The organism is Conexibacter sp. W3-3-2 (assembly GCF_009707605.1).
Lineage (GTDB): Bacteria > Actinomycetota > Thermoleophilia > Solirubrobacterales > Solirubrobacteraceae > Paraconexibacter > Paraconexibacter algicola.
In genome coordinates this window covers 2,519,680-2,543,584 of sequence record NZ_WLYW01000001.1, presented here as the reverse complement: position 1 = coordinate 2,543,584, position 23,905 = coordinate 2,519,680, and the positions used below count along the sequence as shown (strand labels likewise).

Sequence of the window (23,905 nt, the reverse complement as noted above, 5' to 3'; positions counted from 1 at the left end):
GGCGGTCACTCGCCGTTGAGCGTCAGCGTGAGCGTCCGCGAGCCGCCGCGGTCGCGGTGCTCGCAGAGGTGGATCCCCTGCCAGACGCCGAGCGCCAGCCCACCGTCGCGGACCGGCAGGGTCAGCGACGGCCCCATGAGCGACGCCTTGACGTGCGCGGGCATGTCGTCGGACCCCTCCAGCGTGTGCGTCCACGCGAACTGCTCGGGGACCGCCGCGTTCATCCACGTCTCGATGTCGCGGCGCACGTCGGGGGACGCGTTCTCGTTCAGCGTCAGCGACGCGGAGGTGTGCGCGATGTGCACGTGCAGCAGGCCGACCCGCAGGTCGGCGAGCTCGGGGACGGCGGCGAGGACCTCCCGCGTGATCAGGTGGACGCCGCGCGGCCGGGCGGCCAGCGGCAGGTCGCGGGAGAGCCACATGCCTGCACTGTAGGCCCTTCCTCAGAGCACCTCGGGCGGGATCCGCGCGGCCCGCAGGTCCACCCGTCCGCTCGGGAGGAACGGCACGTCCTCGGCCTCCAGCAGCGCGCGCTGCCGGTCCCCGACCGCGAGCGAGCCGTCGGCGCGGACCACCCGCCACCAGGGCACGCGGTCGCCGGCGCCGCGCAGCGCGGCGCCGCCCTGCCGGGGCGCCCCGGGGGGAGACGTCCCCGTAGGTCGTGACGAACCCGGGCGGTACGCGCTCCACGCGCGCGAGGATCCTCGACCGCCAGTCGGAGGATTCCGCGGCCGTCGTTTGTATCGTCGCGTCCGTGATCCGTCGGGGCACCTACTCGATCGTCGCACGCGACGCCCACACCGGCGAGCTCGGAGCGGCCGTGCAGTCGCACTGGTTCGCGGTCGGGCCGATCGTCCCGTGGGTCCGCCCGGGGGTCGGGGCGGTCTGCACGCAGTCCGTCGCCGAGAAGGCGTTCGGACCGCGGCTGCTCGACCGGCTCGAGGCGGGGGAGGGGCCGCGCGAGGCGCTCGACGCGCTGCTGCGGGCCGACCCCGCCGGGCGCTTCCGCCAGGTCGCCGTCATCGACGGTCGCGGCAGCGTCGCGACGCACACCGGGGACGGCTGCATCGCGTTCGCCGGTCACAGCATCGGCGCGGGCTTCAGCGTGCAGGCGAACATGATGGCCTCGCCCGAGGTGTGGCCGGCGATGCGCGCCGCGTTCGAGGCCACGCGGCCCGACGAGCCGCTCGCCCGGCGCCTGCTCGCGGCGCTGCGCGGCGCGGAGGGCGCCGGCGGCGACGTCCGCGGCCGCCAGTCCGCCGCGCTGGTGGTCGCGCCGCCGTCGGGGGAGCGGTGGCGGACCGTCACCGACGTGCGCGTCGACGACCACCCCGAGCCGCTGGACGAGCTCGAGCGGCTGCTCGACCTCGCGGACGCGTACGCGCTCGCCACCGAGGGGGACGACCTCACCGGCGAGGGCCGGCTGAGCGAGGCGGGCGTGCGCTACGCCGCGGCCGCCGCGCTGGCGCCGGGCAACCACGAGCTGCTGTTCTGGGCGGGCCTCGCCGCCTACGCGGCGGGCGACCGCGACGCCGGGCTCGCGCAGGTCCGCGGCGCGATCGCCGCGCAGCCCGGCTGGGCCGAGCTGCTCCCGCGGCTCACCGCGGAGATCAGCCCGGTCGCCGGCGCGGTCGCGCGGGACCTGGGGCTGACCGCGTGAGCCCGCGCGACGCGTTCGGCCGCGAGACCGACGAGGGCCGCCCCACCGACGAGGTGGCGCCGGGCGCGACGTCGTCGAGCGCCGGGCCACGGACCGGGGTGCCACGGTGGCTGCCGTGGCTCGTCGCGGTCGACCTCGTGATCGCGCTCGTCGTCGTGCTGCTGGTCGTCCGCTAGGACCGGGGCGCCCCGCACGCGCGGCGCCCGGGCCCCGACGGGCTACCGCTCGCCCGGCGTCTTCTTCGGGTACAGCGAGACCGGCACCGACGTGTCGAGCGCGGTGCGGATGATCCGCGTCTGCTCGGTGTTGTGCGCGGCCGGGTAGCCCTCGCCCGGGCTCGCGCGCTCCGGTCGGCCGACGTACCCGAGCGACAGGTGCTCGGGCAGGATCTGCATGAGGCGCGGGAACATGTGCGCGCGGGCGCCCATGTTGCGCGGCTCCTCCTGCACCCACAGGACCTCCTGCAGGTTCGGGTAGGAGTCGATCAGCTCGCGGACCTGGCCCTCCGGGAACGGGTAGAGCAGCTCGATCCGGCCGACCGCGACCGCCTCGTTGTCCTTGCGGGACTCGTGACCGACGAGGTCGTAGTAGACCTTGCCGGTGCACAGCACGAGCCGCGTGACCTTCTCGTGCGGCACGCGCGGCTCGCCGAGCACCGGGAAGAACTGCGTGTCCGCGAGGTGCTGGATGCGGTTCGTGGCCTGCGGCAGGCGCAGCAGCGACTTCGGGGTCATGATGACCAGCGGCCGCTGCTTGGCGATCCGGGCCTGGCGGCGCAGCAGGTGGAAGTACTGCGCCGGGGTCGTCAGGTTCGCCACGCGGATGTTGCCCTCCGCCGCGAGCTGCAGGAACCGCTCCAGGCGCGCGGAGGAGTGCTCCGGGCCGGAGCCCTCGTAGCCGTGCGGCAGCAGCAGCGTCAGGCGCGAGGACTGGCCCCACTTCGCCAGGCCGGACACGATGAACTGGTCGATGATCACCTGGGCGCCGTTGGCGAAGTCGCCGAACTGGCCCTCCCACAGCACGAGCGTCTCCGGCGCCTCCTGCGAGTAGCCGTACTCGAAGCCCAGGCAGGCGGTCTCGCTCAGCGGCGAGTTGTGCAGCTCGATCGGGGCGAGCGCGCCCGGCAGGTTCTGGATCGGCGACGTGGTCTGGCCGGTCTTCGCGTCGTGCAGCACGAGGTGGCGCTGCGAGAACGTGCCGCGCTCCACGTCCTGGCCGGTGAGGCGGATCGGGATGCCCTCGGTCAGCAGCGACGCGAACGCCAGCGCCTCGGCGTGCGCCCAGTCGATGCCGCCCTCGTCGCCCAGCGCCTTGCGCTTGCGCTCCAGCTGCTTGACGAGCTTCGGGTGGACCGTGAACCCGTCCGGCGTCGTGAGCAGCTCCTCGTTGAGGACCTGCAGCCGGTCGGCGCTCACGGCCGTCTTGACCTCCGGGGAGGGCGAGCGGTCGAGCTGGTACTCGCCGGTCTTCTGCTCGACCGTGCCGGCCTCCTCGGAGGCGGCGATCTGCGCCTTGAGGTTCTGGTGCAGCGCGGTCAGCTCGTCCCAGATCCGCTGCACGCCCGCGTCGTACTCCTCCTGCGTGAACAGGCCGGAGCCGATCAGCTCCTTGGAGAACAGCTCGGTGACGCGCGGGTGCTTCTTGATCTTCGCGGTCATCTCGGGCTGCGTGTACGCGGGCTCGTCGGCCTCGTTGTGGCCGAAGCGGCGGTAGCCGATCAGGTCGATCAGCACGTCGTGCCCGAACTCGTGGCGGAACGCGAACGCGAGCCGCACCGCGTCGATGCACGCGGCGACGTCGTCGGCGTTGACGTGGATGATCGGGACGTCGAAGCCCTTCGCGAGGTCCGACGCCCAGCGCGTGGAGCGCGAGTCCTCCGGGTCGGTGGTGAAGCCGACCTGGTTGTTCTGGACGATGTGGATCGTGCCGCCGACCTGGTAGCCGTCGAGCGCCTGCAGGTTCAGGGACTCCGCCACGACGCCCTGGCCCGGGAACGCGGCGTCGCCGTGCAGGACGATCGGCACGGCCTCGGCGACGTCACGCTGGGCGTGCGGGCCCTGACGCTGCGTCTGCGCGGCGCGCGTGGCGCCGAGCACGACCGGGTGGACGAACTCGAGGTGCGACGGGTTGCTCTCGAGGTTCACGAGGATCGAGTTGCCGTCGGGCAGCTGGTAGCTGCCCTGGGCGCCGTGGTGGTACTTCACGTCACCGGTGCCGCCCTGCGGGATCGTCGTGATCGCCTCGAGCGTCGAGGCGCCCTCGAACTCCGCGAAGATCGTCTCGTAGGGGCGGCCGAGGTTGTGCGCGAGCACGTTGAGGCGGCCACGGTGCGCCATGCCGACGACGACCTCGCGGGCCCCGTGCGAGGCCGACAGCTGGATGATCTCGTCGATCATCGGGACCGTCATGTCGAGGCCCTCGATCGAGAACTGCTTCTGACCGAGGTACGCCTTGTGCATGAACCGCTCGAACGCGTCGACCTCGACGAGGCGCTTGAGCAGCGCCTTCTGCTCGTCACCGGTCAGCGGCGTGCGGAACGCGCCCGACTCGATCTTCTCGCGCAGCCACGTGCGCTGGCGGTGCGAGGCGATGTGCTCGACCTCGTAGGCGATCGTGCCGCAGTACGTGCGGCGCAGGTGCGGCAGCGCCTCGGCGAGCGTCGCGCCCGGCACGTTCGTGCGCAGGATCTTCACCGGGATCTGCGCGAGCAGCTCCGGGGTGAGGCCCAGCGGCTCCGGGTCGAGCGCGGGGTCGCCCTCGGGCGCGGAGCCCAGCGGGTCGAGCGTCGCCGCGAGGTGCCCGTGCGTGCGGTGCGCCTTCAGCAGCGAGGTCGCGGCCTGGACGGCCTGCAGCAGCTCCTCCGACGGGGCGGCGGCGACGGCGGACGGCGCGGCCGCGGCGGCCGGCGCGAGCGCGGCGGTCGGCTCGGGCAGCGGGATCGCCGGCCCGGCGGTCGCGCCGAGGTCAGAGAAGACCTTCTCGTAGAAGCCGTGCTCGCCCTGGAGGTACTCCTCCACGGTCTTGAGGAACTGCCCGGACTCGGCGCCCTGGATGATCCGGTGGTCGTAGGTCGAGGTCATCGACATGACCTTCTCCGCGCCGATCGCGGCCCCGATGTTGCCCAGGCCGACGGGGTAGGCGATCGAGCCGGTCGCGATGATCGTGCCCTGGCCGACCATCAGGCGCGGCACGGACGCGACCGTGCCGATGCCGCCCGGGTTCGTCAGCGAGATGTTGGCGCCCGCGAGGTCGTCGGCGGTCAGCTTGTTGTCGCGCGCCCGGGAGATCAGGTCGCCGAACGCGTCGAGGAAGCCCTGGAAGGTCAGCCGGCCCGCGTCGCGGATCACCGGCACCATCAGGGTGCGGCTGCCGTCCTTCTTCTCGACGTCGACGGCGATGCCGAGGTTCACGGCGCCGTCGTCGACGCGGTGCGGCTTGCCGTCGACCTCCTCGAAGTGGTGCGCCATCACCGGCATGTCCTGCGTGGCGGCGAGCGCGATCGCGTAGGCGATCAGATGGGTGAAGGAGACCTTCTGCCCGGCGGCCTTCAGCTGCTTGCGCCGGCCGTCCATCTGGGTGACGGTGATCGTGCGGAACGAGGTCGCGGTCGGGATCGCGCGGGACTCGTCCATGTAGCGGGCGAGCATCGCGGCGCCGCCCTTGATCGCCTTCGACGTGCCGGTCGCGGTCGTGCCGCCCGACGCGGCGCCGTTGCCCGCCGACGGGCCGGCGAGCACGTCGGCCTTCGTGATGCGGCCGCCCGGGCCGGTGCCGGTCAGGCCGGCGACGTCGACGCCCTCGGCGGCCGCGACGCGCTTGGCGACGGGGGAGATCTTCGTGCCGTCGGCGATCGCGGGCGCGGCGCCGTTGCCGTTCCCGTTCCCGTTGCCGGAGGCGGACGCGCCGTTGCCGGAGGCCGCGGGGGCGGCGGGCTGGGCGGACGCCGACGACGCCGCACCGGTCTCCATGCGGGCGATGACCTGGCCGACGGTGACCGTGTCGCCCTCCTGCGCGAGCAGCTCGGTGATCGTGCCCGCGGCCGGGGCGGGCAGCTCGACGTCGACCTTGTCGGTCGAGATCTCGACGATCGTCTGGTCCTCCTCGACGGTGTCGCCGACCTGCACGTGCCACTCGAGGATGTCGCCCTCGGTGACGGACTCGCCCGCCCCGGGGGTGACGATGTCGATGACCTGGCCCGCGCTGGCGGTCTGGGCCTCGGTGTCGGCGGCGGACTGCGAGCCGTCGCCCTCGTCGGGGACGCCCGCGGTCGCGAGCTCGTCGGCGGGATCGCCGCCGCCCGTCGCGTCGCCGTCCCCGGCGGACAGCTCGGCGAGCAGCTGGCCGACCGTGATCGTCTCGCCCTCGGCGACGTGCAGCTTCACGACCTTCCCGGAGGCGGGGGAGGGGGACCTCGACGTCGACCTTGTCGGTCGAGATCTCGACGAGGGTGTCACCCTCGGAGACGACGTCCCCCTCCTGCACGTGCCATTCGAGGATCTCGCCCTCGGTCACGGACTCGCCCGCACCGGGCGCGACCACCTGAATCGTCGACTCGACCGCCATGCGACTGACTCTAGCGCGCTGGTGCGCCCCGGTCGGACGGCGTCCTGCACCAAGACAGGACGTTCACATGTGGGTCAGGTCACAGGTCGCCGCGCGCGGTCCTGGCGGATGAACTCCGCCGAGCCGATGAACGGCCCGATCGCGCCCAGCACCGAGATGGCGACGGCGAGCCGCAGGTCGATCAGCCGGCGCCGCACGCCCTCGAACGCGAGGGCGCACATCGCGAACCAGCCGAGGCCGTGCGCGAGGCCGAAGACGAACTCCACGCCGGCCAGTCCCGGGATCGCCCAGGCGACCAGCAGCACGAGGTAGACGGTCGAGTGGGTGAACGACGCCCACTTCAGGCGCGGACGGGTCAGCACGTCACGCGGGCCCGGCGGACGCCAGCAGCGCCGCCATGCGGCGCAGGGGCTCGTCGGCCTCCGGCGGCCAGTCGTCGACCGACGCCGGCCACCACGCGTAGGCGTCGTGCTCGGAGTCCATGACGAGCTGCTCGTCGGCGCCCTCGGGCAGCCAGGCCTGGCCGACGACCATGATCATCTGGTGGGGCAGGCGCACGAGCGCGTCGACCTGGACGCGATCGGCGGTCAGCTGCCACTCCTCCATCAGCTCGCGCGTGAGCGTCTCGGCGGGCGACTCGCCCACGTCGACGGCACCGCCGGCGCCGAGCGCCCAGCGGCCCGCCCAGGTGGACAGCCACGCCGCGCGGCGGCCGGCGAGCCAGCGCCCGTCGTGCGCGCGCGTGACGCAGAGCGCGGCCATCGACTGCGACGCGTCCCCGTCGACGAGCCGCAGGCCCCAGCGGGCCGGCTGCATCTCGATCACGAGCCGCCCGTCGACCTCGCGGTGCGACACGAAGCGGGCGCCGAGACCGTCGTGGCTGGGGGAGCCGCGCTCGGCCAGCGCGGTGATCGCCGCGTCGGCGGCGGCGGTCGCCGCGGCGGGCGGCTCGTAGTGGTCGTCGAGCCAGCGGGCCTCGACGGCCGACGGCACCCAGGGTCCGCGCGCGATGATGCCGGGAGACGGTGCCATGGGCCAAACCCTAGATGGTCGCGTCCGTCAGAGTCCCGGTCATGGAGCTCGATCCCGCCCCCTCGGCGACCTGGCTGGCGCACGCACGCGAGGGCCGCCTCGCGTACCAGGTGGCCCCCGACGGAACCGCCGTGTTCCGCCCGCGCGTCGGAGCGGGCGCGTGGGCGATCAGCACCGGGCGCGGCCGCGTCCACGCGACCTGCACCGTGCGCCCGCGCGACGGCGAGCCCTACGACGTCTCGCTCGTCGACCTCGACGAGGGCTTCCGGATGATGAGCCGCGTCGTCGGCGTCGCGCCGGAGGCCGTCCGGATCGGCGCCCGCGTGCAGGTCGAGTGGGAGGACGACGTTCCGGTCTTCCGGCCGGTCGCCGACGGCGACGACCCCGCCGGTGCGTCGTGAGCCTGCGCGCGCAGGTCGCGATCGCGGGCGCCGCGCTCTCGGACATGGGGGCGGTGCCCGAGGGCACCACGCCCGCGGGGCTCGCCGCGCAGGCGGCGCGCCGCGCGCTGGGGCAGTGCGGCCTGGGGGTGCAGGACGTCGACGGCCTGTTCGCCGCGTCGACGCAGCTGCCGTGGGCGAGCGTCACGCTCGCGGAGGAGCTCGGCATCCGCCCCCGGGTCAGCGACTCCACGCAGGTCGGCGGCTCGTCCCCGATCGCGCACCTCAACCACGCCCGCGCGCTCATCGCGGCCGGGCAGATCGAGGTGGCGCTCATCGCCTACGGCTCCACGCAGCGGCTCGTCGGCCGCGCCGCCGCCTCCGTCCAGGAGGTCGACCCCTACGAGGCGCCCTACCGGCCGCCGCTGCCGATCGCCGCGTACGCGCTCGCCGCGTCCCGGCACATGCACGAGTACGGGACCACGCCCGAGCAGCTCGCCGCGGTCGCGGTGAGCGCCCGCGCCTGGGCGCGCGCCTGGGAGGGCACGCCGGCCGCCTGGTCGACCACGCCGCTGGAGATCGCCGACGTGCTGGCGGCGCCCCGCGTCTGCGACCCGCTCGGGGTGCGCGACTGCTGCCTCGTCACCGACGGCGGCGGCGCGATCGTCGTCGTCGCCCGCGAGCGCGCGCGGGAGCTGCTCGGACCGGCGGTCCCCGAGGTGCTCGTCCTCGGGATCGGCGAGGCGCTCTCCCACCGGCACGTCTCCTCGATGCCCTCGCTGACCACGACCGCCGCGGTGGAGTCCGGTGCCCGCGCGTACGCCGAGGCCGGCCTGACCGCCGCCGACGTGCAGGTCGCCCAGCTCTACGACGCCTTCACGATCACCCCGATCGTGTTCCTCGAGGACCTCGGGTTCTGCCCCAAGGGCGAGGGCGGCCCGTTCGTGGCGAGGGGCGCGATCGCCCCCGGCGGCGCGCTGCCCGTGAACACCACCGGCGGCGGCCTGAGCTTCCAGCACCCCGGGATGAACGGGCTGCCGCTGCTCGTCGAGGGCGTCCGCCAGGTCCGCGAGGTCGGCCGCGACGTCTCGCTCGTCCACGGCAACGGCGGTGCGTGGTCGTCGCAGTGCACGGTGCTGCTCGGCTCGGGCGCCACGGCCTGAGCTTGGCGGGAGCGGGGTCGGCCCGGGCGCTACCCTCGAGGGGAGGTGTCGCTCACCGGTCCGTCCCGCACGATCGTCGTCGAGCCCGTCGTCGTCCCCGACCGGGCGCCGGCGCCCGCGCGCGAGCCCGCCGCCCCGCCGCGGCCCGCGCCGACCCCGGCTCCCGAGCGGGAGCCCGTCCGCACGTGAGCGCGGCCCCGGACCTGATCGAGCCCGTCGTCGGCTTCCGCGCCTGGCGGATCGTCAAGGACCGGCTGCACTCCCCGTACATCCCGTGCACCTGGGACGGCCGCGACATGCACGCGGTCTGCTACCCCGCCAACCGCACGCTCACCCGGGGCGTCGGCTGGCTCGACGCGCCGCACGAGTCGCCGCACCCGGACTGCCAGTGCGGCGTCTACGCCTACCACGCGCCCGGCACGCAGCGCTGGTACGGCGAGTGGCACTGGGTCGAGGGCGTCGTCACGGCCTGGGGGCGCATCGAGGCGCACCGCGAGGGCCTGCGCGCGCAGCACGCGCGGATCCAGGCGCTCGCGCACCCGCCGCGCAACGAGCCCGAGCGCCGCCGCCTCGTCGAGGCGATCGCCGCGGACCTCGACGTGCCGCTCGTCCCGTGGGACGGGCTGCGCGAGGAGGCGGCGCGCCACGGCGCGCCGTTGCCCTCGCGCATGCTGCCCGGCGCCGCATAGGATCGCGCCATGTCCAGCGCGCAGGAGCACGTCGCCGTCATCGACCGGCTGTACGCGGCGCTCGCCGCCGGGGACGGCGAGGCGATGGCCGCCTGCTACACCCCGGACGCCGTGTTCGAGGACCCCGCGTTCGGCGAGCTGCGCGACGGTGCCGCCCAGGACATGTGGCGGATGCTCACCGCCCGCGCCTCCGGGATCGAGGTCGAGGTCCCCGAGCGCGACGCCGACGAGCAGACCGGGCACGCCCGCTGGATCGCCCGCTACGACTTCCAGGGCCGCCCGGTGGTCAACGAGATCCGTGCGCGGTACGTGTTCCGCGACGGCCTGATCGCCGATCACCGCGACAGCTTCGACCTGCACGCCTGGGCCGCGCAGGCGATGGGACCGCTCGGCAAGGTGCTCGGCCACTCGCCGGTCCTGCGGCTGCTCGTGCGCCGCCGCACCGCCGGGCAGCTCGCCGCGTTCCGCCAGGGGCGGATGCCGCTGCGCGCACCCGCCGGCCGCGCCTGATCAGCCGCCGTAGAAGAGGATCCCCACGCCGCCGGTGGCGAGCAGCAGCACGACCCCGATCCCGCACAGCGCGATCAGCGCGGTGCGCCGCGGGCCGGGGAAGATCAGGTCCGGGTGCCGGTAGAGCGCCAGCAGCGCCAGGACGATCCCGATCAGCGGCTGCCCGAGGATCGCCAGCGCCACGACCCCGACGACGAGGTCCGCCTCGACCAGGCGCGGCAGGCCCGGCAGCCGCACCCCGCGGCGCTGCGCCCGGGCGCGACGGTGCGCCTCGAGGTCGGTGCCGCACACCGCGCACCCCGCCGCGAACTGACTGACCGGCTCCTTGCAGTTCGGGCACACCGCCATCCTCCACAGGCTACGCGCGGCCCGTCCGGATAGCGTCAGCCCATGAGCACGCGGACACGCAGCTGGTGGGGCTGGGGCTACGACGACGGGCACCAGCCCGTCGAGGCGCTGCGGGCCGCCGCCCCGGCGATCGTGCAGCAGCTCGGCTTCGGCAGCGCCGAGGTGGAGGAGCCCGCCCGGATCGCCGACGTCCTCGCGACCCTCCCCGCGCCGCGCGTCCCGGTCCCCGCGTCGCTGCGGGGGATCGTCACCACCGACGGCGAGCAGCGGATCCGCCACGCCCAGGGGAAGTCCTACCTCGACACCGTCCGCGCCTTCCGCGGCGTCTTCGAGCATCCCGTCGACGCGGTCGCCCGTCCCCGCGACGAGCACGAGCTCGAGGCCGTCCTGGCGTGGGCGGCGGACGCCCGCGTCGCGGTCATCCCCTACGGCGGCGGCACCAGCGTCTGCGGCGGCGTCGAGCCGCGCGAGCTCGGACCGCGGTTCGAGGGCGCCGTGTCCGTCGACCTCGGGGCGCTCGACGCCCTGCACGAGCTCGACGACGTCTCGCGCGCGGCGCGCATCGGCGCCGGGGCGAGCGGCCCGCGCCTCGAGGAGCAGCTGCGGGCGCACGGGATGACCATGCGGTTCTTCCCCCAGTCGTTCGAGCTCTCGACCCTCGGCGGCTGGATCGCCACGCGCGCCGGCGGGCACTTCGCGACGGTCTGGACGCACGTCGACGACCTCGTCGAGAGCGTCCGGGCGATCACCCCGATCGGGGCGTGGGCGTCGCGGCGCCTGCCCGGCTCCGGGGCCGGACCGTCCCCCGACCGGCTGCTGCTCGGCAGCGAGGGCACGCTCGGCGTGATCACCGAGGCGTGGGTGCGCGTGCAGCCGCGGCCCGAGCACCGGGCCTCGCGCGCGGTCCGGTTCCCGACCTTCCTCGCCGGGGCGGACGCCGTGCGCGCCCTGTCCCAGAGCGGGCTGCTGCCCGCCAACTGCCGCCTCGTCGACCCGCTGGAGGCGCAGCAGACCGGGGCCGGTGACGGGACGACCGCGCTGCTCGTCCTCGGGTTCGAGTCGACCGACCACGACGTCGCCGACCGGCTCGACCGCGGGCTGGCGATCTGCCGGGAGCACGGCGGCTCACCGGACGAGCCGCGCGCCGGCGGCGCGGTCTCCGCCTGGCGCGACGCGTTCCTGGCGATGCCGTACCTGCGCGACACGCTCATGCAGGTCGGGGTGCTCGCGGACACGTTCGAGACGGCGATCACCTGGGACCGGTTCCCCGCGTTCCACGAGACGGTGGTCGGCGCCACGCGCGCAGCGCTCGGCGAGCCGTGCCGCGTGACCTGCCGCTTTACCCACGTGTACCCCGACGGCCCCGCGCCGTACTACACGGTCATCGCGCCCGCCCGGCGCGGCGACGAGGTCGCCCAGTGGCAGGCGATGAAGGACGCGGCCAGCCGCGCGATCGTCGCCGCCGGCGGCACGATCACCCACCACCACGCGGTCGGACGCGACCACCGCCCCTACTACGAGACGCAGCGACCTGACGTGTTCGCCGCCGCGCTGCGCGGCGCGAAGGCCGCGGTCGACCCGGCGGGCGTGATGAATCCCGGGGTGCTGCTGCCCGCGGAGGCGTAGGCTGCCCGGCATGCGCCGCCTCCTCGTCGTGCCCGTCCTCGCCGCCGCCGCGTTCGCGGTCGGGCCCGCGGACGCCCAGGACACTCCGCTGCCGCTCGACGAGCCGCTGCAGCTGAACGTCGACCGCGACCCGGAGCTCGAGACGATCCGCGTCCGCACGGTCCGCTGCTACGTCGACGGTGAGACGTCACCGCCGCCCTGCGCCGATCCCGACGGCGTGCGCGACATCATGGTCGAGCTCGTCAACGTCTGCGACGGCGCCGAGAAGGCGACGCCCCTGCTCGTGCGGACCGAGAACTTCGTCAGCGGCGCGCAGTCCCTGGAGATCGACGGCGACCCCGCCGACCGCGAGTTCATCATCGCCGCCGCCAGCGGGGCGAGCGGCCGCAACGGCCAGATCGTCGTCGGGGACGTCCGCGACCGCGGCGACGGCTGCCCGCGCGTCAAGCGCCTGCTGAGCCTCGGCCCGTTCCGGGCGGCGACGGTCCGGCCCAAGGGCGCGAAGTACCACAGCACCGGGGACGTCGTGGCGGAGAACCTCCGCAAGGACTTCAAGGGCAAGGAGCTGCAGGTCCTGCAGCCCTGGTACACGTCCCGCGACGCGGGCTGCTGCCCGAGCTTCGTGTCCAAGGCGCTCTACCGCTACAAGGCCTCGACCGACAGCTACGTGCGCTACAAGTCGGTGACGATGCGATCGGACGAGGTGCGATGAGCAACCCCGAGGCGAAGAACTTCGAGGCCATCGTCAAGGCCAAGGACCAGCACAACAAGAGCTGCCCGTTCCCGCCGCACACCGTGCGGATGAACCCGTTCGAGATCGAGCGGATGCAGTGGGAGGAGGGCGACACCATCGCCGGTCTCGTGCTCGAGGCCGACGGCAAGGTCGGGACCGGGTCGTTCCGTCTCGTCTGCGACGGCATGGAGCCGCCGGAGCTCGAGATCGAGCAGACCGAGACGATCACCGCGCCCGCCGAGCCGCTCGTCGTGCCCGTCGGGCCGACGCGCGAGAACGACCCCTACGCCGCCTCTTGATCGCGGTCCTCGGACCGGGCGGCGTCGGCGGCCTCGTGGCCGGGGCGCTCGCGCACGCGGGCGAGCCCGTCGTCCTGCTCTGCCGCGAGGAGACCGCCGACACGCTCGCGCGCACCGGGCTGCACGTGACCTCGCGCGCGCTCGACGCGGACTTCGTCGCCTGGCCGCGCATCGCCACGACGCTCGACGAGCCCGTCGACGCGCTGCTCGTGGCCAGCAAGGCGACCACGCTGAGCGCCTCGCTGGAGCGGGTCGACCCCGGCGCGCCGCGGCTCGTCGTCCCGCTCCTCAACGGCCTCGACCACATGGAGGTGCTGCGCGCGCGGTTCGGGGACGCCCGCACGCGCGCCGGGGTCATCCGCGTCCAGAGCGACCGTCCCGCGGTCGGCCGCATCGTCCAGGACAGCGCCGCCGTGCGGATCGACATCGCGGGGCCCGAGACCGACATCCCGCCCGTCGCCGTGCTCGCGCGCGCGCTGCGCAGCGCCGGCATCGAGACGCGCACGGGCGCGAGCGAGGCGGACGTGCTGTGGAGCAAGCTCGCCCGGCTCAACGCGATCGCGTGCGCGACGACCGCGTTCGACGCCACGCTCGGGGAGATCCGCGAGGACCCGTCGCGCCTGTCCGCCCTGCACGCGGCGATCGCGGAGACCGCCGCGGTCGCCCGCGCCGAGGGCGCCGACGTCGACACGGACACGACGATCGCCGAGGTCGACGCACTGCGCGGCGACCAGTCCAGCTCGATGGCCCGCGACGTCGCGGCCGCGCGGGCGCCGGAGCTCGACGCGATCCCGGGCGCGGTGCTGCGCGCGGCCGCCCGGCACGGCATCGCCACCCCGGCGGTGGAGTACCTCCACGCCCGGATCGCCGCCCGCGCCTGACGCCGCCCCGCCCCGCAGGTGTCGAACAGGGAGTTCTTCGCCTCTGGCCGGAAGAACTCCCCGTTCGACCGCTGGCGGAGCGGGGTTAGTCGATGAGGTGGCGGGCTGAGGCCCAGCGGGCGAGCTCGTGGCGGCTGGAGAGCTGCAGCTTGCGCAGGACCGCGCTGACGTGCGCCTCGACCGTCTTGACCGAGATGCCGAGGCGGTGGGCGACCTCCTTGTACATGTAGCCGCGGGCGATGTGGCGCAGGACCTCGCGCTCGCGGTCGGTGAGGAGGTCGAGCTCGGGGTCGGCGACGGGCTCGCGCCCGGCGAACGCGTCCAGCACGTAGCCCGCCAGGCGCGGGGAGAACACGGCGTCCCCGTCGGCGACGCGGCGCACGGCGTCGGCGAGCTCGTCGCCCGCGATCGACTTCGTCACGTAGCCGCGCGCGCCCGCCCGGACCACGGCGATGACGTCCTCGGCGGCGTCGCTGACGCTCAGGGCCAGGAACCGCGTGCCGGCCGTGTCGCCCGCGCCGCGCAGGACGGCCACGCCGCCGCCGTCGGGCATGTGGACGTCCAGCAGGACGACGTCCGGGGCGGTGGCGCGGATCAGCTCGATCGCCGCGGCGACCGTCCCCGCGTCCCCGACGACCTCGACGGCGTCGCCGAGCTCGGCGCGCACGCCCGAGCGGACGAGGTCGTGGTCGTCGACGATCGCGACGCGCAGCATCAGCGGCTCCCTGCCTCGGGACGGTCCAGGACGAGCTCCACCTCGGTGCCCTCTCCGGGGGCGGAGCGGACGACAACGCGGCCGCCGTGGCGGGCCATCCGCCCGACGATCGACTCGCGCAGACCGCGGCGGTCCTCCGGGACGGTGTCGGGGTCGAAGCCCGCGCCGCGGTCGCGGACGAACACCTCGACGCGCTCGGGGCCCACCTCGGCGAACACGTCCACCCGGCCGGTCCCCGCGAACTTCGCGGCGTTCACCGCGGCCTCGCCCGTCGCGCGCACGAGCGCCGCGACGTGGTCGTCGAGCGCGACGTCGCCGACGGTCACCACCTCGACGGTCACGGCGTGCCGCTCCTCGACGTCGGCGGCGGCGGCGCGCAGGGCCCCCGTGAGGGTGGTGGCGCCCCCGGCCTCCTGACCGCGCCCCGAGAGCCAGTCGCGCAGCTCGCGCTCCTGCCGGCGGGCGAGCGTCGCGACCTCCCGGTCGTCGCCGGCGCGCCGCTGGATCAGCGCGAGCGTCTGCAGCACCGAGTCGTGCAGGTGCGCGGCCATCTCGGCGCGCTCCTCGGAGCGGATGCGCTGCGCGCGCTCCTCGCGCAGCGTCGAGAGCAGCCCGAGCCACGAGCTGCCGAAGATCAACGTGACCCCCGCCAGGACGATCGCGCCCGCGACGACGAGGTCCCGCAGCGTGCCGATCGCGTTGGTCGCCTCGAGCAGCGCGACGAGCCCGGCGGCGATCAGGGCGATCCCCGCGAGCGTGCGCGGGCCGAGCCCGGGCAGCTCGCGCAGCAGCGCACGGCCCGAGGCCGCTCCGGCCCCGCCGGGCCCGCGCCAGCGCCCCTCGTCGGTCGGCGGGGTGGGCGCGGGCGCCTGGTCGGCGAGCGGCCGTCCGGAGCGCCAGAGCAGCACGACGCCCGCGACGGTCAGCACGACGGGCCACAGCAGCGGGGCGCCGTCGGGGGCGGCGCCGAGCTCCTGCAGGGCGAGGACGACGGACGCGGCGAGCATGCCCGCCCCGGCCGCGACCCGCCAGCCCAGCGCCTGCGGGCTCGGGGAGGCGGTCGCGTCGCCGGGCATGAACGTCCACGCCAACAGGTACCCGCCGATCCCCGCGCCGCCCGTGGACAGCCCGAGCACGACCGCCACGACGCGGACGAGCCGCGGGTCGAGGTCCAGGGCGCGCGCCAGGCCGGCGCAGACGCCCGCCAGCACGGCCCCGTCGCCGGTGCGCTGCGCGCCGCGCAGGCTGCGCCCCGTCCGGGCCGGGGCCGAGGTCGCGGGATCGGAGGCGGCGGTCGCCACGACCGGATCCTACGACCCGTCCCGCAGCCCGCCGACCAGCAGCGTGGCGCCCGCGCCCGCGAGCACCAGCGACGCCGTCCAGCCGAGCGTGAGGTCGACCTCGCCGGTGCTGTCGAGCAGCAGGAAGAGGCCGATGACCAGCAGCGCGACGCCGCCGACGAGGGAGGTGAGGTCCAGGCGCCTCATCGCGTGCGGCCCTCCGTCACGCCGTCCTGCTGGATGCGGATCTCGCCGAACGTGACCTTCGCGTCGACGACGACCCGGCGCAGGCTGCGCACCGGGCTCTGCACCTCGAGGTCGGCGTCGCTGCCGTCCTCCTCGCGCCCGAGCACCTCGAGCGCGCCGCCGCTGACCCGTCCCCGGGCCACCAGGGCGACCCCGGCGGGCACGCGGACGCGCAGCTCGCCGACGCCCTGACGGACCTTCACGGTCGTCGTGCCGACGGGGAAGACCACGTCGCGCAGGTCGATGCGCTGGTCGCCGACGCCCAGCCGGTACCCGTCGGCGGGCAGACCGGCGACGGTGGCGGGACGCTCGCGGCGCTCGCCGATCCCGCCCTCCAGGTCGAGGTCGGTCGCGGCGAGGAAGCCGCCGATCGACGCGGTCGCGAAGCCCAGGAGCAGCAGGGCGCGCGAGCCGCCGAACGGCGCGGCGGCCACGGCACCCGCCCCGAGCAGGAGCACGCCGATCGCCACCGCGGTCCCGCCGCCGAGGTCCGCGCCCGCGACGGAGACCAGCGCGCCGAGCGCCCCGAGCGCGAGCAGGACGAGCCCGAGCACGACGCGGGCCTGCACGCCGCGCCGCGGGGCTCCGCGCGGCCGAACGGGTCGGGTGGCGCGGCGGGCCCGCCCGGGCCGCCGCCGTCGGGCCCGTCCGGCGGGAGGACGACGGTCGGCTCGTCGTCCGAGGCGGCCGTGGGCTGCTCCGCGGTCGGTGGCCCGGGCGCGACGGTCGTGGGGGCCTCGTCGTCCGCGGTGGGCGCCGGAGCGGTCGCCGTGGCCGCCACGACGGTCTCGCGGCGGCGGTCGTTGCGCACGCTGAGGACGACGAGCGCCACCCCGGCGGCGAGGATCGCCAGCCACGGCCCGCCGTCCCACCAGTCCCACGGCAGCGGACCCGCGCCGAAGACCACCGCGGCGAGCGCGAGCCCGCCGAGGATCAGCGGCGCGCGGTCGTCGTCGTCCAGGCGGCCGGACCGCGCGAACGGCTGGTCGCGGCCCTCCTCGGGCACGAGCACCAGCACCGTCAGGTACGCCAGCAGGCCGGCGCCACCGAGGAAGGTCAGCACCACGGTCGCGACGCGGACGAGGCCGACGTCGATGCCGAGGTGGCGGGCCATGCCGGCGCAGACGCCGCTCAGGACCCGGTCGTGGCGGGGGCGCACCAGCCGGGGCCGCGCCGTGGAGGGGGGAGGGAGGATCGGTCGCCATCATGGCCCGGATGCTGCCGGGCGTGGCCGTCGCCGACCATCCGGAATGACCCTGAGGACGACCCGGGGGTCGGCGCGCACGCCGACCCCCGGGGTCCTGCCGGACGGGGGGTCCGGGGCTACTTGAACGCGCGCACGGTCAGTGCCGTGACGTTCGTCGTCTTGCCCGACGGGTCCTTGACCTTCAGCGGCAGCTTGAAGGTCGCGGAGCGCAGGCTCTTGCGGCCGAGCGCGGTGCGGGCCTTGCTCGTGAGCTTCAGGCGCACGAGCCTCGTCGCGCCCGCGGAGACCTTCGTGGCCTTCAGCGTCGCGATGTTCTTGCCGGACCGCTTGGCCAGTGCCGAGCTCGCGGTCAGGTTGCCGCTGACCTCGCAGGCCTGCGTGCAGTACAGCCGCACGAGGATGCCCTTGCTGCGCAGCGTGCTGAGCCGGATCTCGTCGGTCGCCGCGCGGACGAACACGAACGGCGCGGTCGCCGGGACGAGCACCGGGACCGTGACGGTCACGGTCTGGCCGGGACCGGTCCCGACGCTGGCCGGGATCTCGTCGTCGAGGATCGACACCGCGGTCAGCGCCGGGGTGCTGATCCGCGCCCCGCCGGTCGAGGCGGTCAGCGCGACGGCGAACGTCTTCGTGCCCTCCGCGACCGCGTCGTCGATCACCGGGACGGACACGGTCTTCACCGTCTCACCGGGCTGGAACGTCACCGAGCCGGAGGTCGCCGTGTAGTCGGTGCCCGCCTTCCCGGTCCCGTCGGCCGTCGTGTAGGAGACCGTCGCGGCGCTGTCGGCGCCGTTCTCGCGGACGATCGTCACGGTCGCCGTGCCGCCGTTCTCCGCCACGGCCGTCGAGGCCGCGCCGAAGCGGACGGTCGAGCCCGTGAAGGCCGTCAGGCCGTCGACGACCGTGCCCGCCGGCTGCGCGATCGTGCCGGTCGGGATCGCCTTCGCCTCGCTGCTCAGGCCACCCTCGGCGCCGATCGTGTAGAGCCGGTAGACGTTCGGCTCGGCCGCCGTCGCGAACGCGCCGACGCGGCGGTTGAACGGGCCGACGATGTCGTAGCCCCCGCGGTCGGTGACGTCCACCTGCAGCGCGCCGGCGACGTTGCCGGCGGCCGCGGTGCCCAGCGGCGTCGGGACGCCGGGGTTGTTCGCGTCGGCGGCGGTCAGCAGCTCGTTGGTCGTCGAGTCGATGTACTGGATCTGCGTGGTCGCCGTGTCCGACGTGTTGTTCGTGTACGCGACCTCGGTGATCTTCTGGGTCGGGGCCGTGAAGGCGGCGTCCGGGGAGCCGTTCATCGCGGTGCCCGCCGCGGCGTTGTCGACGTTGATCCGCAGGTTCTGGCGGTTGTCGGAGACGATCCGCAGCCGGTCGGCGGCGGGGTTGAAGTCGACGCCGAAGCGCGTCCCGTCCAGGGCGACCGGGATCTGGTTGTTCGGGGCGGCGGTCGCGACCCCGGAGTTCGGCTCGATCAGGAAGATCTTGCCGGTCGAGCTGACGCCGTACACCTGGCCGGTGCGCGGACGGGTGTCGATCCCGACCAGGCGCTCACCCGCGGGGAGACCCGTGACCGGCACCGTGCCGGAGACTGTGCCCGGGTCGTCGGAGCGGAACTGGAACAGCTGCTGGCCGCCGTTCGCGTCCGTCGCGAGACCGAGGAAGGTGACCGTGTCCTTCGGGGCGAGCGCGAAGTCGACGAGCGGGTCGGCCTGCCCGAGGGCGCCCGAGGTCGCCGTCGCCGCGCCGGTCGTGAGATCGACCGTGTAGAAGCGCCGTGCGGGCGTGGCGCCGAGCGTGTTCAGCAGCGCGATCGCCCGGTTGGTGCCCGGGACGATGTCGAAGCCGCCGACGTTCGTGATGTCCACGCCGAGCGCGCCGACGGTGTTCAGCGTGCCCGCGTTCGGCGGGTTCTGGGTGACGAGGGCGTCGTTGCCCGCGTCGAGGTTGAACAGCGTGGTGGCCGTCGTGCCCGCGAACGAGTTCGTGTACGCGGCGTGCCCGACGTCCGGGTTGTCGCCCGCGTTGGCGTCTCCGGCGGCGAACGCCAGCGTCCCGTCGCCCGGGGTCCCGGGCACCGCCTGGGCCGTCACGCCGTTGGACGGGTTGACGCGCAGGTTCTGGTCGGCGTCGCTGACGATCCGCAGCCGGTCGGCGGCGGGGTTGAAGTCGAGGTCGAACGACGTGCCGCTGATGGCGATGTCGGCGCCGGCGGCGGTGCCGTCCTTCAGCACGCCGACGAGCGTGGCGGCCCCGGTGGCCGGGTTGATGCGCAGGAGGCGGCCCTGGGTCCCCGAGACCCCGAGGCCGTAGAGCACGCCGTTGGCGGGCCGGACGTCGATGCCGACGACCTTCTCACCGGTGGCCAGGCCGCTGATGTCGATCGCGGTGGCCTGCTGGTTGGGCGTGGCCGTGTCGAAGGTGGTCAGCTTCGTGCCGCTCGCGAGCAGCCCGTACGCGGTGTCCGCCATCGCCGGGGCGCTGAGCCCGAGCGTGGCCACCGTGGTTGCTGCGGCGATGAGCCGCGTCCGTCCCTGCATGTGGTTCGTCCTCCCGAAGGTGGTGGGGATCGCTGTGCATCGCTCTTCGCGCGGCCGCCGGTTCTGGTTCACTCGGCCCGGATGACCGACGTCCTGGCGCTTTCGACCCCCCACGGGCCGGCCCGCGCCCACTGCCTGCTGCGCCCGGACGCCCCGGTCGCGCTCGTCCTCGGCCACGGGGCCGGGGGGTCGGTGACCGCCCCGGACCTGCAGGCGGTCACCGCGCGCGTCGTCGAGGACGGGGGCTCGGTCGTGCTGGTCGAGCAGCCCTACCGCGTCGCCGGGAAGCGCTCGGCGCCCCGCGCCCCCACGCTCGACGCCGCGTGGCTCGCCGTCCTGCAGACGCTGCGCGCCGGGCCGCTGGCGGGCGTGCCCCGTCTGGTCTGCGGCGGCCGGTCCTCCGGTGCGCGCGTGGCGTGCCGGACCGCGACCGCGGTCGGCGCCGACGCGGTGCTGTGCCTCGCCTTCCCGCTGCAGCCGCCGCCGCGTCGCAGCGGTCCGGCCCCCTCGCGCCAGCCGGAGCTCGACGCGGCCGGCGTCCCGGTGCTCGTCGTGCAGGGGGAGAGCGACCGCTTCGGCGTCCCCGCGCCCGACCCGGACCGCGCGCGCGAGGTCGTGGTGGTGGCGGGGGACCACGGGCTCAAGCGCGACGTCGCCGGGACCGCGGCGATCGTGGCCGCCTGGCTCGCGCGCACGGTCGGCCCGGGCGCGTAGGCTCGCGCCATGCGCATCGACCAGCACGTGGCCGGCCTGCTCGTCGGCGTGGCGTCCGCCGTCGGGACCGAGGTCCTCGTCCGTCGGCACGCGCCGCGCCGGCGCCTCGCCCTGCTCGGCGCCGGGCTCCCGGTGGCCGCCGCGATCTACCCGGCCGCCCGCAGCGGTGACCGGCACGGCCACCACGCCCGCCGCGAGGTCGCGGCGCTCGCCGCGTACAGCGCGTGGGTCCTCGCGTCGAGCCGTGCCGACCGCGACCGCGCCGCCCGGCTGCTCGCCGCCGGCTGGGCCAGCCACGCCGCGTTCGACGCCCTCCACGACGGTGGCGGGCACAGCCTGATCCCGGCCTGGTACCCCGCGCTCTGCGCCGGCTACGACGTCGTGATCGCCGCCGGGCTGCTGCAGCGCCGCGCCTGAGCGCGGCGCGCCCCGGCGCCGCTCAGACGACGACCAGCCGCCGGTCGAACGCGCGCGTGAACAGCGGGTTCTCGCGCTGCGCCGCCCAGCGCGGGACGCTGACGTCCTCGAGCGCGTCGAGCGTCAGCTCCACCCGCTCGTCGTCGACGCGCACGCCGACCGACCGGACGGCCTGGTCGCGCGAGCGCTCGAGATCCTCCGCGAGCCGCAGCAGCACCGCGCAGCGGTCGAGCACGCGCCCGTCGCCCGCACGGAAGTGGTGCGCCAGCGGGCCCGGGTCCGGGGATCCCTTGCGGTGGTAGCGCGCCGCCTGGGCGACGATCGCCACCTCGCGCGGCGAGAACCCGGGCAGGCCGGCGTTGAGGATCAGGTAGCGCGTGTGCTTGTGGTGGTCGTCGTAGTCGATCGCCACGCCGATGTCGTGCAGCGTGCTCGCCGCCCACAGCAGCTCGCGCTCGATCGGATCGCCCGGGTGCAGGCCCGCCGCGGCGAGGTCGTCGAACAGCCCGAGGGCCAGGGTGGCGACGTGGGCGGTGTGCGCGGGCTCGACCCCGTACTGGGCGGCGAGGTTCAGGACGCTCGCCGAGCGCACGTCCTCGAACAGCGGCGGGTCCCCGCGGTCCTCGAGGAACCGGGAGTAGAAGACCCCCTCGCGCAGCCCGGCCTCGGTCGCCTCGATCGCCGGGAACCCCCCGATCTCCATGACCGACTGGATGACCGTGAGGCCCGCGACGATGACGTCCGCCCGGGCCGGCTTCACGCCCGGGACGCTGCCGCGCTCGGACCGCGGGAGCGCCGCGACGCGCTCGACCAGCTCGTCGACGCACGCCCGCTCGACCGCGTACCCCTGCACGCCGCCCCCCGCGGGCATGTCCGCCATCCGCTGCGCGGCGACCGCGAGGTTGCGGACCGTGCCGCCGACCCCGACGAGCCGCTTGCCGCTGCGCCCGATCCACGGGTGCGACTCGAGCTCCGCGGCCACGTGCGCGCGCAGGCGGTCGAGCTGCTTCGGCGTCGCCGGACCGTCGTGGTCGAGGAACCGCTCGGTCATCCGCACCGCGCCCAGCGGCCAGGACGCGCGGTCGGTCGCGTGGCGGCCGGTGACCCCGACGAGCTGCATCGAGCCGCCGCCGATGTCCAGGACGGCGCCGTCCGCGAGCGTCGTCGAGTTCACCGCGGCGAGGTAGCCGTAGTGGGCCTCCTCCTCGCGCGACAGGACCCGGATGTCCATGCCGCCCTTCTTGCGCGCCCGCTGCAGGAACGCCGCCTGGTTCGTGGCGTCGCGGATCGCGCTGGTGGCCACCGCGTCGATCTCGTCCGGCTGCAGGCCGCTCGCCGCGCAGAAGTGCGAGAAGACCGTGATCGTGTCGAGCGCCCGCTTCATCGGCTCGGCGCCCAGCGCGCCGGTCGCCGCCATCCCCTCGCCGATGCGGACCGGCTGGTAGATCTCGTCGGTGCGCCTCCACCAGCCGTCCACCGCCGTGAAGACGACCAGGCGGAACGAGTTGGAGCCGAGGTCGCAGACGGCGAGCCGACGGCGGGCGGGGGATGCGGGGACCTCCGTCACGGCCCGCATCCTCGCGCATCCGGCGGCGGGAGTCCCGTGTGCTATCCGGACGTCTCGATGAGCTCGATCCGGTAGCCGTCCGGATCCCGCACGAAGCACAGCCGGGAGCCGCCCTCGCGGATGCTGTAGGGCGGCTTCTCCGGCTCGATGCCCTTCTCGGCGAGCGCCGCCAGCGTCGCGTCGAGGTCCTCGCTGGTGATCGCGATGTGGTTGTAGCCGGTGCCGAGGTCGTAGGATTCGACCCCGAAGTTGTAGGTCAGCTCCAGCCGGGCGCCGTCCCCCGGCAGGCCCATGAAGACGTTGATCGCCTCGTCGCGGATCGGCATGCGGCGCAGCTCCTCGAAGCCGAGGGCCTCGTAGAACGCGACCGAGCGATCGATGTCGCCGATGCGGTAGCAGGTGTGGAGAAGGGCGGGCATGACCAGACCCTACCCTCCACCGATGCTCCCTCCCTGGCTGCGCGTGCTCCCCGGCCGCACGCCGAGCGCGACCGTCGCGCTCGTGCTCGGGCGCGCCCCCGTGCTCGTCGACGCGGGCTCCGGCCGGGTGGCGTCCCGCGCCGCGATCGACCGGCTGCTCGCCGACGCGGGTCTGCGGCCCGGTGACCTCACCGCGGTGCTCCTCACCCACGCCCACGACGACCACGTCGGCGGGGTCGGCCGGCTCGCGCGCGAGCACGGGGTGCCGGTCGCGCTCCACGCCGCCGACCTGGACCACCGGTGCGATCGCGCGTTCCTGGCCTTCGACGTGCCCCCGTTCCCGGTCGACCGCGTGCTCGCCGACGGGGACGTGCTCGCCGCCGGGGACCGCGAGCTGCACGTCGTGCACGTCGGCGGGCAGACGCCCGGTGCCGTCGTCTACTGGGAGCCGGTCGACCGGATCGCGCTCACCGGGGACCTCGTCCAGGACGGGGACGTCGCGTGGGCGCGCTTCCACGAGCCCGGGGGCGTCGCCGCGATGGCGGCCGCGGTCCACCGGGTCGCCGCGCTCGACCCGCGGATCGTCGTCCCCGGCCACGGCCCGGTGGTGACCGACGTGCCGGCCGCGATCGCCCGCAGCCTGGACCGCTACGCAGCCTGGGAGCACGACCTGCCCGCCGCCGCCCGGCACGCCGGCCGCCGCGCCGTCGTCCACACGCTCGTGCACGCCCCGCGCGACGCCGCGGCGCTCGCACGGCTCCCGTGGGCGCGGCACGTCGCCGCCACCGTCGGCCTGCCCGTCGAGGGCGCGGTCGACGAGCTCGTCGCGGGACTCGCCGCGCGCGGGATCGTGCGTGAGCGCGACGGGCTGCTCCACGCGACGGTGCCCGCCGAGCCGGCCGACCCGGCGGGCTAGGGTTGG

The 23,905-nt window shown here is 75.2% G+C and carries 27 protein-coding genes and 2 pseudogenes; 14 read left to right on the top strand and 15 right to left on the bottom strand.

Features of this window, described 5'->3' with window-relative positions; genetic code table 11:
• Nucleotides 1-5 precede the first annotated feature (5 nt).
• On the bottom strand, nt 6-422 hold the full coding sequence (locus GKE82_RS12355; protein ID WP_107567193.1) for a secondary thiamine-phosphate synthase enzyme YjbQ: 417 nt from the start codon (nt 420-422) through the stop codon (nt 6-8).
• Nucleotides 423-443: 21 nt separating this feature from the next.
• Nucleotides 444-575 (bottom strand): hypothetical protein, encoded by a 132-nt coding sequence (locus tag GKE82_RS28435; RefSeq protein ID WP_309233571.1) that lies wholly within the window; start codon nt 573-575, stop codon nt 444-446.
• A 179-nt stretch (nt 576-754) separates the two neighbouring features.
• Here GKE82_RS28435 and GKE82_RS12345 point away from each other — a divergent pair, with 179 nt between their 5' ends.
• Both GKE82_RS12345 and GKE82_RS12340 read left to right on the top strand, forming a co-directional pair.
• Nucleotides 755-1,660, top strand: coding sequence for a DUF1028 domain-containing protein (locus tag GKE82_RS12345; RefSeq protein ID WP_154733489.1), 906 nt, complete (start codon nt 755-757; stop codon nt 1,658-1,660).
• Nucleotides 1,657-1,836, top strand: a complete 180-nt coding sequence (locus GKE82_RS12340; protein ID WP_107567191.1) for a hypothetical protein — start codon at nt 1,657-1,659, stop codon at nt 1,834-1,836. The genes GKE82_RS12345 and GKE82_RS12340 overlap by 4 nt, the downstream gene beginning before the upstream one ends.
• Before the next feature lie 42 nt (nt 1,837-1,878).
• Here GKE82_RS12340 and GKE82_RS12335 read toward each other — a convergent pair whose 3' ends face one another.
• From GKE82_RS12335 to GKE82_RS12325, 4 genes and pseudogenes are all read right to left on the bottom strand, one after another.
• On the bottom strand, nt 1,879-6,042 hold the full coding sequence (locus tag GKE82_RS12335) for a multifunctional oxoglutarate decarboxylase/oxoglutarate dehydrogenase thiamine pyrophosphate-binding subunit/dihydrolipoyllysine-residue succinyltransferase subunit (protein WP_309233570.1): 4,164 nt from the start codon (nt 6,040-6,042) through the stop codon (nt 1,879-1,881).
• 76 nt (nt 6,043-6,118) lie between these two features.
• Nucleotides 6,119-6,223, bottom strand: a pseudogene (locus tag GKE82_RS28430) (biotin/lipoyl-containing protein); the annotation flags it as partial.
• Between the two features lie 74 nt (nt 6,224-6,297).
• Nucleotides 6,298-6,585: a hypothetical protein gene (locus GKE82_RS12330; RefSeq protein WP_107567189.1), complete on the bottom strand. Its 288-nt coding sequence runs from the start codon at nt 6,583-6,585 to the stop codon at nt 6,298-6,300.
• 1 nt (nt 6,586) lies between these two features.
• The gene (locus GKE82_RS12325; RefSeq protein ID WP_107567188.1) at nt 6,587-7,255 is read right to left on the bottom strand and encodes an NUDIX hydrolase; all 669 of its coding nucleotides are present in this window, start codon (nt 7,253-7,255) and stop codon (nt 6,587-6,589) included.
• 41 nt (nt 7,256-7,296) lie between these two features.
• On the opposite strand from GKE82_RS12325, the gene GKE82_RS12320 reads away from it, so the two are divergent.
• The 5 genes from GKE82_RS12320 to GKE82_RS12300 are packed head-to-tail and all read left to right on the top strand — an operon-like array spanning nt 7,297 to nt 9,997.
• Entirely contained in the window at nt 7,297-7,656 is a 360-nt protein-coding gene (locus tag GKE82_RS12320; RefSeq protein WP_154733487.1) for a Zn-ribbon domain-containing OB-fold protein, read from the top strand.
• On the top strand, nt 7,653-8,798 hold the full coding sequence (locus tag GKE82_RS12315) for an acetyl-CoA acetyltransferase (RefSeq protein ID WP_309233569.1): 1,146 nt from the start codon (nt 7,653-7,655) through the stop codon (nt 8,796-8,798). Before GKE82_RS12320 ends, GKE82_RS12315 begins: the two co-directional genes overlap by 4 nt.
• A gap of 45 nt (nt 8,799-8,843) precedes the next feature.
• Nucleotides 8,844-8,987 carry a hypothetical protein gene (locus GKE82_RS12310; protein WP_154733486.1) on the top strand — a complete coding sequence of 48 codons (144 nt, stop codon included), beginning with the start codon at nt 8,844-8,846 and terminating at the stop codon, nt 8,985-8,987.
• The gene (locus tag GKE82_RS12305) at nt 8,984-9,487 is read left to right on the top strand and encodes a hypothetical protein (RefSeq protein ID WP_107567186.1); all 504 of its coding nucleotides are present in this window, start codon (nt 8,984-8,986) and stop codon (nt 9,485-9,487) included. Before GKE82_RS12310 ends, GKE82_RS12305 begins: the two co-directional genes overlap by 4 nt.
• A gap of 9 nt (nt 9,488-9,496) precedes the next feature.
• The gene (locus GKE82_RS12300; RefSeq protein ID WP_154733484.1) at nt 9,497-9,997 is read left to right on the top strand and encodes a nuclear transport factor 2 family protein; all 501 of its coding nucleotides are present in this window, start codon (nt 9,497-9,499) and stop codon (nt 9,995-9,997) included.
• On the opposite strand, the gene GKE82_RS12295 is transcribed toward GKE82_RS12300, so the two are convergent.
• Nucleotides 9,998-10,345, bottom strand: a complete 348-nt coding sequence (locus GKE82_RS12295) for a hypothetical protein (protein ID WP_107567184.1) — start codon at nt 10,343-10,345, stop codon at nt 9,998-10,000.
• A 42-nt stretch (nt 10,346-10,387) separates the two neighbouring features.
• Between GKE82_RS12295 and GKE82_RS12290 the strand changes: the two genes are divergently transcribed.
• From GKE82_RS12290 to GKE82_RS12280, 4 genes are read left to right on the top strand one after another with little or no spacing between them, the layout of a single operon-like run.
• Nucleotides 10,388-11,971 carry an FAD-binding oxidoreductase gene (locus tag GKE82_RS12290; protein ID WP_154733483.1) on the top strand — a complete coding sequence of 528 codons (1,584 nt, stop codon included), beginning with the start codon at nt 10,388-10,390 and terminating at the stop codon, nt 11,969-11,971.
• 10 nt (nt 11,972-11,981) lie between these two features.
• Nucleotides 11,982-12,683, top strand: a complete 702-nt coding sequence (locus GKE82_RS12285; RefSeq protein ID WP_154733481.1) for a hypothetical protein — start codon at nt 11,982-11,984, stop codon at nt 12,681-12,683.
• Entirely contained in the window at nt 12,680-13,003 is a 324-nt protein-coding gene (locus GKE82_RS27080) for a hypothetical protein (RefSeq protein WP_158276611.1), read from the top strand. Before GKE82_RS12285 ends, GKE82_RS27080 begins: the two co-directional genes overlap by 4 nt.
• Complete coding sequence (locus tag GKE82_RS12280) at nt 13,000-13,884, top strand: ketopantoate reductase family protein (protein WP_196189195.1); 885 nt, start codon at nt 13,000-13,002, stop codon at nt 13,882-13,884. The genes GKE82_RS27080 and GKE82_RS12280 overlap by 4 nt, the downstream gene beginning before the upstream one ends.
• Nucleotides 13,885-13,969: 85 nt before the next feature.
• On the opposite strand, the gene GKE82_RS12275 is transcribed toward GKE82_RS12280, so the two are convergent.
• The 6 genes and pseudogenes from GKE82_RS12275 to GKE82_RS12250 form a co-directional block, all read right to left on the bottom strand.
• Nucleotides 13,970-14,599, bottom strand: a complete 630-nt coding sequence (locus tag GKE82_RS12275; RefSeq protein WP_154733478.1) for a response regulator transcription factor — start codon at nt 14,597-14,599, stop codon at nt 13,970-13,972.
• Entirely contained in the window at nt 14,599-15,900 is a 1,302-nt protein-coding gene (locus tag GKE82_RS12270; protein WP_154733477.1) for an ATP-binding protein, read from the bottom strand. Before GKE82_RS12270 ends, GKE82_RS12275 begins: the two co-directional genes overlap by 1 nt.
• Before the next feature lie 9 nt (nt 15,901-15,909).
• On the bottom strand, nt 15,910-16,086 hold the full coding sequence (locus GKE82_RS12265) for a hypothetical protein (protein ID WP_154733476.1): 177 nt from the start codon (nt 16,084-16,086) through the stop codon (nt 15,910-15,912).
• Nucleotides 16,083-16,694, bottom strand: coding sequence for a LiaF domain-containing protein (locus GKE82_RS30760; protein ID WP_154733475.1), 612 nt, complete (start codon nt 16,692-16,694; stop codon nt 16,083-16,085). The genes GKE82_RS12265 and GKE82_RS30760 overlap by 4 nt, the downstream gene beginning before the upstream one ends.
• A 437-nt stretch (nt 16,695-17,131) precedes the next feature.
• A pseudogene (locus tag GKE82_RS31430) lies at nt 17,132-17,284 on the bottom strand (PspC domain-containing protein); the annotation flags it as partial.
• Nucleotides 17,285-17,448: 164 nt separating this feature from the next.
• The gene (locus GKE82_RS12250; RefSeq protein ID WP_154733474.1) at nt 17,449-19,866 is read right to left on the bottom strand and encodes a DUF4394 domain-containing protein; all 2,418 of its coding nucleotides are present in this window, start codon (nt 19,864-19,866) and stop codon (nt 17,449-17,451) included.
• Between the two features lie 81 nt (nt 19,867-19,947).
• Here GKE82_RS12250 and GKE82_RS12245 point away from each other — a divergent pair, with 81 nt between their 5' ends.
• Complete coding sequence (locus tag GKE82_RS12245; protein ID WP_154733473.1) at nt 19,948-20,580, top strand: alpha/beta family hydrolase; 633 nt, start codon at nt 19,948-19,950, stop codon at nt 20,578-20,580.
• 9 nt (nt 20,581-20,589) lie between these two features.
• The gene (locus GKE82_RS12240; protein ID WP_199223844.1) at nt 20,590-20,997 is read left to right on the top strand and encodes a hypothetical protein; all 408 of its coding nucleotides are present in this window, start codon (nt 20,590-20,592) and stop codon (nt 20,995-20,997) included.
• A gap of 22 nt (nt 20,998-21,019) precedes the next feature.
• Here the strand turns inward: GKE82_RS12240 and GKE82_RS12235 are convergent, their stop codons facing one another.
• Both GKE82_RS12235 and GKE82_RS12230 read right to left on the bottom strand, forming a co-directional pair.
• Nucleotides 21,020-22,564: a Ppx/GppA phosphatase family protein gene (locus GKE82_RS12235; RefSeq protein WP_196189192.1), complete on the bottom strand. Its 1,545-nt coding sequence runs from the start codon at nt 22,562-22,564 to the stop codon at nt 21,020-21,022.
• 41 nt (nt 22,565-22,605) lie between these two features.
• Nucleotides 22,606-22,983 carry a VOC family protein gene (locus GKE82_RS12230; RefSeq protein ID WP_154733471.1) on the bottom strand — a complete coding sequence of 126 codons (378 nt, stop codon included), beginning with the start codon at nt 22,981-22,983 and terminating at the stop codon, nt 22,606-22,608.
• 22 nt (nt 22,984-23,005) lie between these two features.
• Between GKE82_RS12230 and GKE82_RS12225 the strand changes: the two genes are divergently transcribed.
• A complete protein-coding gene (locus GKE82_RS12225) occupies nt 23,006-23,899 on the top strand; it encodes an MBL fold metallo-hydrolase (RefSeq protein WP_196189191.1) in 894 nt (297 codons plus the stop codon).
• The last annotated feature ends 6 nt before the right edge of the window (nt 23,900-23,905 follow it).